The organism is Photobacterium angustum (assembly GCF_003026365.1).
Classification (GTDB): Bacteria; Pseudomonadota; Gammaproteobacteria; order Enterobacterales; family Vibrionaceae; genus Photobacterium; species Photobacterium angustum.
The window spans coordinates 218,704-234,186 of the sequence record NZ_PYOM01000007.1; the positions used below are offsets into that span (position 1 = coordinate 218,704).

General features: G+C 39.2%; 8 protein-coding genes. 2 read left to right on the plus strand and 6 right to left on the minus strand.

Translation table 11 applies throughout. From position 1 onward, the window contains the following. Positions 1-312 precede the first annotated feature (312 nt). Positions 313-2,028 (plus strand): choice-of-anchor I family protein, encoded by a 1,716-nt coding sequence (locus CTN01_RS09470; protein WP_045148977.1) that lies wholly within the window; start codon positions 313-315, stop codon positions 2,026-2,028. An 86-nt stretch (positions 2,029-2,114) separates the two neighbouring features. Here the strand turns inward: CTN01_RS09470 and CTN01_RS09475 are convergent, their stop codons facing one another. Genes CTN01_RS09475 through CTN01_RS09500 form a run of 6 tightly spaced genes read right to left on the minus strand, consistent with a single transcriptional unit; the run spans position 2,115 to position 10,162 of the window. Next, positions 2,115-4,238, minus strand: a complete 2,124-nt coding sequence (locus tag CTN01_RS09475) for a type I secretion system permease/ATPase (protein WP_045148975.1) — start codon at positions 4,236-4,238, stop codon at positions 2,115-2,117. A 1-nt stretch (position 4,239) separates the two neighbouring features. After that, positions 4,240-6,168 (minus strand): bifunctional diguanylate cyclase/phosphodiesterase, encoded by a 1,929-nt coding sequence (locus CTN01_RS09480; protein ID WP_045148973.1) that lies wholly within the window; start codon positions 6,166-6,168, stop codon positions 4,240-4,242. 13 nt (positions 6,169-6,181) lie between these two features. Then, on the minus strand, positions 6,182-6,835 hold the full coding sequence (locus CTN01_RS09485; protein ID WP_045083292.1) for a transglutaminase-like cysteine peptidase: 654 nt from the start codon (positions 6,833-6,835) through the stop codon (positions 6,182-6,184). 15 nt (positions 6,836-6,850) lie between these two features. Continuing rightward, the gene (locus CTN01_RS09490) at positions 6,851-7,441 is read right to left on the minus strand and encodes an OmpA family protein (protein ID WP_045148971.1); all 591 of its coding nucleotides are present in this window, start codon (positions 7,439-7,441) and stop codon (positions 6,851-6,853) included. Between the two features lie 11 nt (positions 7,442-7,452). Then, positions 7,453-8,763: a TolC family outer membrane protein gene (locus CTN01_RS09495; RefSeq protein WP_045148969.1), complete on the minus strand. Its 1,311-nt coding sequence runs from the start codon at positions 8,761-8,763 to the stop codon at positions 7,453-7,455. Positions 8,764-8,767: 4 nt separating this feature from the next. Further along, positions 8,768-10,162: an HlyD family type I secretion periplasmic adaptor subunit gene (locus CTN01_RS09500; protein ID WP_045148967.1), complete on the minus strand. Its 1,395-nt coding sequence runs from the start codon at positions 10,160-10,162 to the stop codon at positions 8,768-8,770. A 420-nt stretch (positions 10,163-10,582) separates the two neighbouring features. Here CTN01_RS09500 and CTN01_RS09505 point away from each other — a divergent pair. Continuing rightward, positions 10,583-15,483: retention module-containing protein (locus CTN01_RS09505; RefSeq protein WP_146150423.1), on the plus strand; the 4,901-nt coding region annotated here is incomplete at its 3' end.

Sequence of the window (15,483 nt, forward strand, 5' to 3'; positions counted from 1 at the left end):
GGGCACGTATTTTAGCTAGATATTACATCTACACAAACTTTTTCGTGCTTTGTGTCGCATAAAACGACTCATCCGATGAGTAGATTTTAGTTAAATCAATGAAATAGCGCAATGTATTAATGTAAATTCCTGTATTAAGTTACATGTTATTCAGAAATTTTTTTACTAAATTAATGACTTAGAGCTATGATTATTATGTTAGGAAATATAATATTTCTTCTATTCGTCATAAAAACGTCCTTTCACTGTAGTAAAAACTTCATTTTAATTTGCCAAAGTGTAGCGGTTTTTTACCCATGTTAAGGACTAACTGTGAATAAGCCATTATTAACAACGCTACTGATTTCTTCTTTATGCTCACCACTATACAGTGCCCATGCTGAAACTCCGCTTGATATAAATTTAATTGGACGTGCATTACTTAATGCTGAATCGCCAGAAGGTGCGGCTGAAATTGTTGCGTACCAAAATAACAAAAAACGAATCTTTGCTATTAATGGCTCAGGAAAGACATCGACAGTAGAAATTGTTGATATTGCTAATACGCCCTTAACTAATCTCAAACTAACATCTGCAGGTGTGGTAAACGACAGTAATTTAAAATCTAACTACACGATTGATTTAAATAAATATACGGCAGGAAATGCCAATAGTATTTCGATTGCTGAAAAGTCAGGATTAGCAGCTGTTGCTATGGCTGCTAATAAAACAGGTGAGAAAGGTGTCATTGCTTTTTATGATATTAGTAAGGACATACCTCTATTTATTAAGAATGTTGAAGTCGGTTATCTGCCGGATATGGTGACATTTACGCCGGATGAAACCAAAGTTGTCGTCGCCAATGAAGGTGAACCATCAGGGGATTACTTAACAGATCCTGAAGGTTCTATTGGTATTATTAGCATTAATAATGGCAAGGTGGCAGATAAAGCTGAATTACTTGATTTTACCTCTTTTAATGGCAGACAAGCAGAATTAGAAAAACAAGGAATGGTTTTTTCTAACCCTAACGGTCAAATCATTAAGGGATCGAAAATTACGACAACAGTCGCACAAGACATTGAACCTGAATATGTAGCCGTGTCGAAAGACAGTAAAACAGCTTATGTGTCGTTGCAGGAAAATAATGGTATCGCTATTGTTGATTTAGCGACAAATAAACTCACCTTACAAGGCTTAGGTTTCAAAGATTGGTCTAAGTATAAGATGGATGCATCTGATAAAGATGGCGGCATTAATATGAAGACTTATTCGGGACTTTATGGCATGTACCAGCCTGACACTCTGGCAAGTTACACTGTAGATGGAAACAACTATGTCGTGATTGCAAATGAAGGTGATGGTCGCGAATATTTCTTTGATATGAAAGATAAAGAATCATGCAAAGCACAAGGCGGAGTCGATTTTGACAAGAAAAAGGGCTGTGTGTCTTTTGTTAATGATATTCGTGCAAAAAAACTAGTGCTTGCTGATAATTTTAATTATTTAAAAAATGATGAATCGGATATAGGTCGTCTTAAAGTTAATCCTCAGTTAGGTGACAAAGATGGCGATGGTAAATATGAAGAGCTTTATACCTTTGGCGGACGTTCTTTCTCTATTTTAGATGGTCAAGGCCAGATGATTTTTGATTCGGGCGATGAGATAGGACAACTAACCGCTAAGATTCACGGTAAAGCATTTAATAATGATGAAGATGAAAATGCAGGTGATGCGCGCTCTGATGCTAAAGGTGCTGAACCTGAAGCGTTAACTATCGGAAAAGTAGGTGATAAAATATATGCTTTTGTTGGCTTAGAGCGTATGGGCGGGGTAGTTGTTTATGATATTACAGAGCCTCGTAAAGCACATTATGTTGATTATTTCATTAATCGTGGCGTTGTAGAAGGCGAAGCGATCACGGGTGACTTAGCACCTGAAGGAATGACATTTGTGGAGGCAAGAAATAGTCCAACTCAAAAACCGTTAGTAATTATTGGCAATGAAATTTCTGGCAGTATTGCGGTATGGGAAATTTCAACTAAGTAATTGTTCATAACTAAAAACGCCGATATCTTTTTAATCTATGAAGATATCGGCGTTTATGTATTACTTAATAAATAAGATCACGGTTCTTATTGCTCTGATTTTGGTTGGCTTACATTACCTTCTCTGAGTGACTTCAATACTGCATCTTTTGGACCATCGGCTACAATTCGTCCTTGCTCCATAACAATAAGTCGGTCAACAATATCAAGCATGCTGGTTTTATGAGTGATTAAAATCAGCGTCTCTTCTGGTGTCATATTAACAAGTTGACGCTTTATATACATTTCAGAGCGGTTATCCATACTACTCGTTGGTTCATCCATAATCATAACGGGTGGGTTAGATAGGAATGCACGCGCAATTGCAATTGCTTGTCGTTGACCACCAGAAATAGCATGACCACCTTCACCAATTTGTTTTTCCAAGCCTGCAGCGTCGTGTTGGGTAAAGGCTGTCACGCCTGCACGCTCTGCTGCTAATAATATTTCATTATCACTGGCTAATGGGCGGCCTAATGTAATATTGTCACGAATTGAGCCAAAGAATAACGTGATATCTTGTGGAACACAGCCAATATTTCGCCGGATATCAATATGATGAAGTTGATTAATATCAGTATCATCAATTAAAACTGAACCTTCTGTTGGTCTATATAACCCCATTAACAAACGTTCTAAACTTGTTTTACCTGAGCCAATACGACCAATAATTGCCACTTTTTCACCAGGGTTAATGGTGAGGTTAATATTTTTTAGTGCAGCATGTGTTGCATTGGGGTAAGCAAAGGAAACATTATCAAATTCAATTTTTCCGCGAATAACAGGGCGGTGAATGTAGCGTTTACCGTCTTCTTGCTCTAATGGCATAGCCATCAACTGTTCAATTACCGTCATTGCTGATTTTGCTTGGTTATAACGGGTAGAAAGCAGGGCAAGTTGTACCATTGGGCCAACCGCACGTCCACTTAACATGGTTGAGGCAATCAAACCACCCATAGTGAGGTCGCCATTGGCAATTAAATACACGCCCACCACAATCATTGCGACAGAAACGAACTGTTGTAAGAATCCCGCGGTATTTTGCACTGAGTCTGTTAAACGACGTGATTTCAAACTCCAGTTGGACATATGTGCTACCGCTTCTTCCCAACGGTACTGGAACTGACTTTGCGCACCAAACATTTTTACCGTCTCTAAGCCTGATAGACTTTCGATGAGGTTGGCGTGTTTTTGTGAAGAAAGACGTGAGCCTTCTTCAATACTCTTGCGAAGTGGACGTTGAATAAAGAAGCTATATGCCACTAAAATTAACACTGCAATCAGGGGCACTAATACTAGAGGTCCTGCCATGATGTAGATAATTAACAAGAACAATAGTGCAAAAGGTAAATCGATTAATGACGATACTGTTGCCGAGGTAAAAAACTCTCGAATAGACTCAAATTCTTGTAAGTGGCGAGCAAACGCACCTACCGAAGCCGGTTTTGCTTCCATACGAATGCCCATCACACGGCTAAATATTTTTGCTGATATTAATAGATCCGACTTTTTACCTGCAAGATCAATAAAATAGCTTCTAAGTAGTTTTAATATCAGATCGAAGACAAAAATAACCGTAATACCAATGGCTAGTACCCATAATGAATCAAACGCTAAGTTAGGTACAATTTTGTCATACACTAAGCGAGTGAAAAGGGGAGCGGCGATGGCGAATAGATTGATAAGAATTGAGGCAATCAATACATCACGGTAAATATTACGAGATTCCCATAACGTACTCCAAAACCAGTGACCATCACGAGTTTTTAGAATTTCAGGAGAGCGTTCATCGTAGCGGAAGCGCTTTTTGATTAAAAATAAATGGCCAGTGTATTGCGCATTTAATTCATTCAATTTGATCCATTGTTCACTACCTTCATTTTGTGGCAGTACAACTTCGGCTTCACCTTTCTCTTTATCAATACTTAAAACAACACATGCTTCTCCACCTTTGAGTAGAGCGATGACAGGAAAGAGCAGAGAAGAAATACTTTCCAATGTCATTTTTGTTTCTTTGGCTTGCAGTCCTGCTTTATCTGCCGCTCGAGGGAGAAGAAAAGGAGACAGTAAACCATCATTTAATGGTAAATCTGCAACAAGCGCGTCAGGTGAATTTGCCTGACCATAAAAACGGCTTATATAAACGAGTGACTGAAGTAAAGGATCTTTCATTTTAATTCTCGTGATTCAATTGATCAGTAACAAAACCTTGGAAACCGAGTATATCCATCGCAGCCAATTTATCTTTCTGCTCTGCAGTTTCAACACGTGTTGCAATTGTGGTAACAGACAGGTTATTGGCTGTACGTGTGATAGATTGAAGTACATCCATTTTTATCTGATCATCGAGTTGAGAGGTATAGGCAAAGTCCAGTTTAACGTAGTTTGGGCGTAATCGATTTAAATAACCTGTTGAACTAAAACTATGTCCGTAATTATCAATGCCGAAGCGGAAGCCATTTTGGTGAATGATTTCACATAATAAAGAAGCATTATCAACTTGTTTAATAAAGCAAATTTCGGGAAGTTCAAATAACACACGATCTTTAATGTGTTGCGCTGCTTGTAATTTACTATTTAACCAACGAATGAACCCCGTATCATTTACACTGCTTTGAGTGATGTTAATTGCAAGAGGAACAGAGGCTGGACTTTTCTCTATATCACTAAATAAAGCATCAACAATGTAGCGGTCAAAATTAGCGCCTTCATTGAGTTGTTCTATAGCAGATAAGAATTGACCTGCATTAAATCGCTGGTTGTCTTTTTGAATGTAAGCGAAAGCTTCTTTATGCAGTATTTTATTGTCAACACTGATCGCTTTTTGGAATGTGAAGTGGATAAGTTTATTGGCGATAGCTTCATCAACCAATGCTTTCCATTGTTGCTTACCTAATGATGTTGTTTCTTTCTTATCATTAGATTCAATCACGGCTAAGGGCTCTTTTGGCTCTTGGCGTGCTTTATTTAAGGCGTTATCGGCACTTGCTAATAAGCTTGAAATAGTTTCATTTTCAGAACAAACAACAATACCGACGGCGGCATGAAGCGGTGCAATGCCTAATGGGTCTGAATTAAGATCTGATGTCATGTTGAGCATTTTTCGACCAAATTCGATCAGTTCTTCTTTGGTTGCTTTAGGCGATATTAAGACAAACTCAGATTGGTTCAGACGTGCAATGGTAACATCGTCATTTGATAACTCTTTCAAACGTGATGCAATTTTTTGTACTAACTGATCACCCACTTCGTAACCAGACTGCTTATAACTATCTTCAATATCATCAGCTTTTAACAGTGCTATACCACCACTGGGTTTGCGGGATAACCAAGAGGTAATTTTAGAGATTAGATAGCTGCGGTTAGCTAAACCTGAAACAGGATCTTGATAAGCACGAATACGAAGGTTATCTGCAACTTGTGCTTGTTGTTCAAAGTGACTTTGAAGTTGTTGGTTCATTGAGTTAAAAGCGGTAACCACATCAGCTAAATCGCGAGTGAGAGGCATCGGAAGAGAAGATGTGAAATGCTGTGATGCCATCTCTTTTGCGCTATTTTGGAGTTGCTTTAAAGGTTGTAATACTTTATTTAGAACAAGTGATAAAACGATTGCACCTAAAACTGAACATATAACGAAACCTAGCATGAGCTGCACAGTAGCTTTCCATAATTGTTGGTAAGCTGTTGCAGGGCTACTTGTCACTGTAAGATTAGCAAGTTGCATCCAACCACTTGCAAGTGTTGTTGATTGCGTTATCGGTTCAATATTAATGAGGCTTTGGAACCAGCTAGGTACACCGGCAACCGTCTGAGGATACTGACGAACAATTTTCTTGTCAGAATCTAGTAGCTCAAGTTTAACTTCACTGTAAAAACTTGAGTCAAACGTTGCGCTTATCACTGATTCTGCAGCAACCATGTCTTTATTTTCAAGGTAAGGAGACAGGGCAAAACCAACAGAGCTTATTGCATTCGTTAGCTCTGTTGACTGCTGGTGAACAAGATAGTCTTTTGTAGTACTGAATTGGATTGCAAAGACCGCACTGATAAATGCGAAAAATACAACCAGCATCCATAGTAAAAGCTGTCGGTAAAGTGTCATTGGTGTTCACTCGTTAATAAGTATTTTTAGGGCGGTGTAATATTATTTTATTTGAACGATCACGGAGGTCGTTCCATAGGCTAAGACGTGACGCTTTTCCTGCGACTTGGCTTTGCCCTCTATTCTTCATTAGCCACAACTTGCTACCATTAAAACTGTAAATCGGTAGTAAATCTTTTCGTTGTGTTGCAGGTGAAATTTCACCTTTTAAGTTGTCTAAAATTAGAGGTACAGAGGAGGGAGTAGAGTAGTAAGCGACAACCATGTGGAATTGATTCAGTTCTAAAGCTTTTACGTAAATTAATCGTAGCTTTTTATCTGGTATACCCAGTTCTCGTAATGCTTGGTATTTGGCGATACTAAAATCTTCACAATCCCCAGCGCCTGCACCTACAAATTCATAAGGTGTAGCCCAGTAATCTTCTTTACCCCATAACTTCTCATCACTGATAAAAACAAATTGATTAAAAAAGTTATTAACTGCTTTAAGTTTTTGCTGTTCGCTTAAGTGTTGTGAATTTTGGATGAGCGCTCTCCACGCAGTAGCTCGTTTTCCAGCTCTTTCTCCGTAAAAGTGTTCTATTTTTGCAATCTGTTGCTTATTCGTGGCAGCGAATACATTCACTGCCACGGCCAAACACAGAGCCCAGAAGATTATTTTTTTCAACGTGGATTCTATTTATTAATTTTCACGAACAGTATAGATCGTCCATTCTTTCACAACGTTACCTTGAGATCCAACAACTTGAGCGACAACACGACGGCTAAGTGCGTTACTTTCTTCAGCATCTGATGCTTTCACAGGATCGCTATCACCAAAACCTATAGTTTTAATGCGAGACGGTGCAACCCCTTCAGTGATCAGTGCTTGTTGAATAGCTGCAGCGCGACGCTTTGATAACGCAATATTGTATGCGGCGTTACCGACTGGACTCGCATACCCTTTTAGTTCAATGTGCATTTTTGGGTATTTGGCTAAAAATTCACTCATATTGCTAATGTCTTCCATATAACTTTCAGGGATTTCTGAAGAGTCATTAGCAAATAATACGTGAATATTATTCTCTTCTGAGTTTTTAACAAATGTAGGACAGCCATCGTTATCTACAACTGCATCGATTGGCGTATCAGCGCAGCGGTCACGTTGATTGATCACACCATCGCTATCTGCGTCAAAAAGATCTTTTGTTTGTTTTGCAATAGGAGGCTGCGGTACAGAGAGTGAACAACCAAACAAAGAAAAAGACAGTAAAACCGTGATTACGTATTTCATTTTTAATCCTCTTATTTAACAGACTTTGCCCAAGTTTCTGGGATCTCAACGCGCATCTCATCAAGGATTAGACCGGTTGCATTAAGAACACGGTATTTTGCTAAAATACCATCATATTCAGCCGTTAAATAAGCTTTACGTGCTTCAAATAATTCGTTTTCGGTGTTGAGTACATCAAGTAATGTACGCTGACCAATCTTAAACTGTTTTTCGTATGCAATAACGGTACGTGCGGAGGCATCAACGTGCTCTTGCAAGAACAGTTTTTGTTTTTTCGCTAAATCTAATGCGCTCCAAGATAGGCGAGTACCTTCTTCTAACATGTGGTGAGCACGATCACGAATGTCTTTAGATTTGTTAATTTGGTATGCAGCGCGGCGAGATTTTGCGACATCACTACCACCGTTATACAAGTTATAGCGCATTTTTAGCATTGCTTTTAGCTCATCAGTTTTACCTTCAGAACCATTTAAGTCATCTCCCCATTCTTGCGATGCTTCTATAGTAAACGATGGGTAGAACGTACCTTTTGCTTGCTTGTACTGATATTCAGCAGCGTCAATGTCATTCGATGCAACTTGTACTACAGGGTTGTTTTTCTTTGCTTTTTCTAACGCATCATCTAATGATTTTGGTAGATAATTCACGTCAACTTCAGGCTTTATAAGATCTTTAGGATACTGACCTACGATACGTACAAATTGGGTGATCTTATCTTGTAAATTGCTTTGTGCTGCCAGTAGATTCGTATTAGAACTGGCTAAACGGCCTTCAACTTGTGCTAAGTCGGCTGTTGAACCAATACCTGAATCGGCACGTTTTTTAATGTCTGAATACATTTTTTGATGAACTTTTAGGTTCGATTCTGACAAAGCGAGCACATCTTGAGCATGAAGCACATTTAGATATGCTTCTGTACTCTTTAATGCTTTGTCTTGTGCATCAGACAGTAATTGATAACGCTCTGCTTCTGTTTCTGACTTATTACGTTGAATATCGTTGTAGGTAATCGAGCCATCCCAGATTAACTGTCGAATGTTGATTTTCGCACTACGAGGCTCCGTTTCAGAATTAAGGCTGGTATTATTATAGTTATTAGAACCAACACCTGCTTCAAGATCAACACTTGGAAGGTAGTCGCCTTTTGAAGCATTGATCAGTTCGTGCTTACTTTGGAACTCATTGTAAGCACTTTTAATTTCTGGATTACTTGAGAGCGTTTCAGCTACTGCTTGTTCCAATGATTGCGCCATAACAGGCGCAGCCATACATTGAAGACCGATGAGAAGGGTAATTCTTTTTAATTTATATTTCATAGTCATTTTATTATTCTCTTAACGCGGTATGTCGCGCTTTGAGTATTGGTTTAAGAAGATAATCAAGTACAGAGCGTTTTCCTGTAATGATATCAACGGTGGCTGTCATACCGGGTATAATAGGTAGAGCTTCGCCATTAGGTCCCTTTAAGCTACTCGTATCAGTACGAATCCTGACTTGATAGAAACTGTTGCCTTCTTTATCTTGGATTGTATCTGCACTGATTGTTTCCAATGTTCCATGTAAACCACCATAGCTAGTAAAATCATAGGCACTAAATTTAATGACTGCTGGCAGACCTGGGCGTAAAAACCCAATGTCTTTCGGTGCTATTTTAGCTTCTATGAGTAAGGTATCTTCCGTTGGAACAATTTCCACAAGTGGCATGCCCGGTTGAATAACACCACCTACGGTATTTACATGAATTTTTTGGATTGTGCCTGTTACAGGTGAAACTACCGTTGTTCGTTTTACACGATCTTCTAAACCTATTTGGGTTTCAGTTAAACTACCTAATTTGTCACTGGTTTCATTTAGCTGTGCTTGAATATCTGAACGGAACTGTAATGCAATATCAATGTACTTAAAGCCAGCTTCTTGAATCGCCGCTTGCGTAACAGGAATTTGCATTTTGGCAGAGTTTAAATCACGTTTAGTATCGTTTAGCGATCGTTGTAACTTCAGTAATTCTATTCGTGGTACAACGCCTTCCTCAGCTAATGGTTTTGTAATATTGTATTCTTTTTGAGCAATACTATAGCTGCTACGTAAGTTGCTTACTCGAGATTGTGTTTCAGCCAGCTCTCTTTCCTTTTGCGATGCTTGCTCAGAAGCAACAGAAAGCTGGTTTTGTAGGTTATTTAATTTGTCTGTAAATTGATTGAGCTGACGGCGAACTAATGCTGGATGTGCTTTTTTAAATGTATCATCAAAAACAGGTGGTTTACGTTCAATAGTGACACTGTTTCGCCAATGCGTATTATCGGCTTTATTGCTCACTGTAACGCTCGCAAGTAACGCATTCAAACGTTGAGAGTCTGCTTGCATAGAAGCTAAACTTTGTGTTTTTTCTTTAAAATCGGATTTAAACTGTGTGTCATCAATTAATAGTAAGGTTTGCCCTTTCTTTACTTGTTCACCTTCTTTAACTAGTACTTTTTTTACAATACCACCTTCAAGGTTTTGTACTATTTGTAGCTGAGAAGATGGTATAACTTTTCCGCTACCGCTTGTCACTTTGTCTAACTTGGCAAAATAAGCCCAAATAAAAGCTGCGATAAAGAATAAGATCATTACCCACAGAATAACACGAGCGCTTTTAGGTGTATTAAGCAACAATGCTGCTGATTTATCATCCACATACTCTAGATTTTCTGCTGAAATAGAAGCGTTTTTCTTGTTCATTACTTGTCCGCGTTAGATGCTCACTAAAGGGTAATGCTGACCGACGTCCATGTGTTTTGCTATTTTAAATTATCGTTCGCATTACAGTTTTTATGCTAGCTACTGTATACTATCAACACTTATGTTATTAAGCCTAGGTGCTATTTTTTGCTACTATTTGCTCTTAATTAGGTATTTATTATTGATATTTTTATGAAGTATGTGACAAAAACTTGCAAAATCATAGTAAATAAGAATAATCTTTAGCTAATAATGTCGTCAAATTATTGACGATAAGTTTTTTAAATCAATTTAAAAAATATCGTTTTTAATAAAAAGCCTCTATCGATTAAAAAATCATCAATTAGGTGGTGCGTAACATGTTCTGTATGACGAGAATCGTTACTATCAAATTGAATAAACAAAAAAGGTTAAGAGAGTATGACTACCATTGATAATAAGAATTTAGGCATGATCAAGCTTGTGGATGGAGACGGCTTTATTCTTAAGGCTGGTGATAAAGTGCAGCCAATTGTCGATGATCATGCACTCCAGCCTGATGAAATTATTGTTGCGAATGGTGATGCTAAATTTATTGTTATCAACAATGGTGTTGAACAAGTTATCAATCAGTCATGCCCAACTTGCGTAATAACAACGCCTGAAGGTGTTAAAACCACGGGTCTTAATGAAAAAATCGCTTTTAATTATGATGGAGCGGAACATACAACGTTCGCTTCTGGTGATATTGATGCAATTCAAACTGCGATTTTAAACGGTCTGGATCCTACCCAACTTTTTGAAGCGCCTGCGGCTGGTAATGAATCTGCAGGTAACATAGGTCTTAATGGGTCATCTTCTGCTGCAAGTTTTATAACGATTAATTACGATAACGATGCACTTTTAGCAGAAGCTGGCTTTGACACGGCTTACGATCCAAGTCGAAATACAGATAACCTAGATCCACAGGCTATTTTAGTTCCTGATGGCGGCGAACTAGGCTCTTTACTGATTACTGAGGGTGATCTCAGTGATAATACCTATCCTGTTGTTTCTTCAACGTCTATTTTTGTAGAGGCAGCAACGCTTCCTCTAGAGACTTCATCGTTTGTATTTGATCCTCTCACTATCAATAACGTTTTAAATGAATTAAACAGTGAAATCACATCAGGTGGTCAGGCTGTTACTTTTGTCTACGATACAGCAACGAATACGATCATCGGTACTCTAGTTGGTCAACCTGTTATGTCTATTGCATTAGAAGCAACGACAGAAAATGGGCGTGATGTAACTGTAACAGTAACCACTACGATTAATCAGCCAATTGACCATTCTGGTGATAATGCTTCTGGCTTAGTCAGTCGTGATGGCGATCAAATCAATATTGATGTTGCTATTCAAGCAACGGATAGCAGTGGTAATGCATTAGATAAGCCAATTAATGTTGAGATTGGTGTTATCGACGGTGCAAATCCCGAATTTGGTACTGATACCGGAGTGACAATTAATGAGGGCGCTCAAGCTGATCAGGTTATTGATGGAAAGGTTCCACTTGATGTTGGTTCTGATGCAATCGCGACTATTCATTTCAATGCTGAACAAGCAGGCTTAACGGCAATTACAAGTAATGGTCGAGAAACAACTTTTACCGTTGATGGTAATGTCTTAACTGTTTTAGATTCATCTTCGCAACCTGTGATGGTGGTGACAATTGCAAATGATGGCACCTACACTGTAAAAGTGACTGGGCCTATTGACCAAAACAGTGACGATATCGCTAATATTAAATTAGATGTTACTGCGACAGATAAAGACGGTGATACCGCACAAGGTGAGTTAAATATCACCATAAATGATGGCACTGATGCTGCGGGTGGTGAACGCGTTTCTATTACATTAACGGAAGGTGATATTGACGTTGATGGTAGCGGTACAAGCACTGGTGGTAATGATTCAACTTATCCTGTTATTCAAACGGGGAAGCTAACTCTTGTTGCTGGTGACGATCGTCTTAATCCAGAATCAGTTGAAATTGATGCAAGCCAGAAAAGTGCATTATTATCTGAGTTAAGTACAGAGCTTACCTCGGGTGGACAGGCTTTAGTGTTCACTATTGATGCAAATGGCAACCTAATCGGTACAATTGAAGGTACTGATACTATTGCTGTACGTGTCGAGTTAACATCGACACAAGATGGCCTGAATGTGTCTGTTGATGTAAAAATCATTCAAGAATTACCACTTGATCATAACCTTTCTGGAAACTCACAAGGTTTTGTTACTGTGAATGGCAGTAACATTTCAATCAATCTTCCTATTCAAGCAAAAGACACTGATGGTGACTTTCTTGAAAAACCTGCGCAAGTAGATATCACGATCAATGATGGTGATAATCCTGTTTTTGGTATTGATCCTGGAACAGAAAATCCAATTAATGAGACTGACGATTTAGGCAAAGTTGTCGATGGGAAAATTCCTCTTAATGTTGGCTCAGACGAAATATCTCACATTCACTTTGATGCTGAACAACCAGGCTTAGCGAATATTACGAGCGACGGCAAACCTGTTACTTTTTCTGTTTCAGGTAATACCATTAACCTCGTTAATGCTGAAGGCAAGCCTGTAATGACAGTTACTATCGCTAATGATGGTAGCTATAAAGTCATTGTAGAGGGCGAGTTAGACCAAGATAGTCTTAATATTGCGAAAATAGAATTAAACGTAACTGCAACAGATAAAGACGGCGATACCGCACAAGGCCAATTAAATATTCAAGTAGAAGACGGTGCAAGTGCCGATGGCGGTGAGTCTGCAAGTATTACTATTACAGAAGGGGACTTAACCCCAGAAGGTAATGAAGTCGGGTATCCCGTTTCAGCAAGTACTTCTTTAACGATTACAGCAGGTGCTGACCGATTAGACCCAAGCTCTATTACGATTGATGAGAAACAACTCGAGGCTTTAAAAAATGAGCTTACAACAGAGCTTAGTTCTGACGGTAAGCCATTAACATTTACTTATGATGTAGCAACGGGTGTATTAACCGGAAGCGCGAATGGTGCAACCGTTGTTAGTGTAACATTGACAGCCCTTCAAGCAGTGAATGGTAAAGATGTTGATGTAAAAGTTACCATGACTCAGTACGGGCCATTAGATCACAATGGTAATGAGGTCGATGGTTTAGTAACTAACCACAATGATCAAGTTGTTATCGATTTACCTATTCAGGTGAAAGATACCGATGGTGATTGGTTAAAAGATCCTGCAACCGTTGATATTACTGTTGTCGATGGCGAAATCCCCGCTTTTGGTGTGGATAGCAAAGCGACCTTAAATGAAGGTAGCGATGGCATTGCAACAGGTACGGGTAATATTGTTGTTGATAGCGGTAGTGATCAGGTCGTTAAGGTTACTTTTGAGGCGAACCAAGACTCTCTTAATGGCTTAACCAGTAATGGTCATGCTACAACTTATTCACTGAGTGCTGATGGCACTACGGTGACGGTAGTATTAGCGAGTGATCCATCACAAGTTGTAATGGAAGTGACTATTGATATCAATGGTCATTACGTTGTAACGCAAAAACAACCTATCGATCAGGTCGATGATACCGCAGCAGATAATGAAAACATTGCTTTATCTGTTGTGGCAGAAGATAGAGATGGTGATGTAAGCAAGCCTGGTAATATTGAGATCTCTATTCATGATGGTGCAAATGCATCAGGTAATGAGCAAGGGGCTATTACTATTACAGAAGGTGATTTAACGCCTGAAGGTAATGAGCAAGGTTACCCAGTAAGTGGTAATACAACGATAGCTATTGCTGCGGGTGTGGATCGTCTTGATCCGACAACAGTAACCGTTGACCAAAAACAAGTTAATGCGTTAATCCACGAGTTAACTACAGAGCTTACAACAGCAAATGGTAAGGCAATTAACTTTAGCTATGATGCTAAAACGGGATTAATTACAGGTACTGCGGGTGGTGAAACGGTATTAACGGTATCTGTGAGTGCTGTTCAAGCGGTAAATGGGCATGATGTTGATATTAACGTGTCTATTACGCAATTTAAGCCGCTTGATCATAATGATAATGGCGCCGATGGCTTAGTTAAGAGTGTTGATGACAAAATTGTTATTGATGTTCCAGTGCAAGTTAAAGATACCGATGGTGATTGGTTAGATAAACCTGCCAATGTGGATATCACTATCGTGGATGGTGCGAACCCTGAGTTTGGTACCGATAAAGGTATCATCATCAATGAAACCACCGATGCTGATAAAGTAATGCAGGGTCAGATCCCGCTAGATGTGGGCTCTGATGATATTCAGACCATTCACTTTAATGCGACTCAAGATGGCTTAGCCAACATTACCAGTAACGGTGAGCAAACAACGTTTACTGTTAATGGCAATGTATTAACGGTAGTTGATGCAGACTCTAACCCTGTGATGGTAGTGACTATCGCTAATGATGGTACCTATACCGTTAAAGTGACAGGACCCGTTGATCAAAACAGTGCTGATATTGCTGATATTAAGCTCGATGTTACCGCGACAGATAAAGACGGTGATACGGCACAAGGCGAGCTAAATATCACGATCAAAGATGGTACTGATGCATCGGGCGAAGGTGTTGTAGCAAACATTACTATCACTGAAGGTGATATTGAATATCCAAATACAAATAAAGGTTATCCTGTCTCTGCAGATACGCATTTTACTGTTAATTCAGGTTCTGATGCATTAGTTGCTAATAGCTTGAAGATCGCTGATAGCGCACATGTTGACTTAGTGAAAGAGCTCAATGGCTTAACGTCCAATGGTGAAGCACTGACTTTCATTGTTCACACTGATGCTAATGGCGTAATTACTATTACGGGTGTGACAGCAGGTGGTCAGGAAGCGGTGAGCATTACCATGACACCATCGTCATTGGCAAATGGCGATGTCACGGTTGATTTGGCTATTAAGCAGTCTCTACCGCTTGATCACCTCAATGCCGACGGTAAATTTGTTGATGTGACTGACGGTAAGATCACCATTGATGTCCCTGTTCAAATGCAAGATACCGATGGTGACCCATTGATGACAGGTGATAAGCCTACGCCAATTAATGTCACTATTAACATCAATGATGGCGCTAACCCTGAGTTTGGTATCGATAAAGGTACAACGCTCACGGAAACCGAAACAGGTGCAACCGCAAGCGGTCAGATCCCATTAGATGTGGGCTCTGATGACATTGCGCATATTGATTTTGCGCAGTCTCAGCCGTCACTTGAAGGTATTATTTCTAATAACCAAACAACCCGTTATGTGGTTGATGGTAATGAAATTAA

Excerpts from the sequence above, each read along its gene's own strand:
- CTN01_RS09490 (WP_045148971.1), bottom strand. The coding sequence starts at position 7,441 with ATGAAATACGTAATCACGGTTTTACTGTCTTTTTCTTTGTTTGGTTGT.
- CTN01_RS09480 (WP_045148973.1), bottom strand. The coding sequence starts at position 6,168 with ATGACACTTTACCGACAGCTTTTACTATGGATGCTGGTTGTATTTTTC.
- CTN01_RS09475 (WP_045148975.1), bottom strand. The coding sequence starts at position 4,238 with ATGAAAGATCCTTTACTTCAGTCACTCGTTTATATAAGCCGTTTTTAT.
- CTN01_RS09500 (WP_045148967.1), bottom strand. The coding sequence starts at position 10,162 with ATGAACAAGAAAAACGCTTCTATTTCAGCAGAAAATCTAGAGTATGTG.
- CTN01_RS09495 (WP_045148969.1), bottom strand. The coding sequence starts at position 8,763 with ATGACTATGAAATATAAATTAAAAAGAATTACCCTTCTCATCGGTCTT.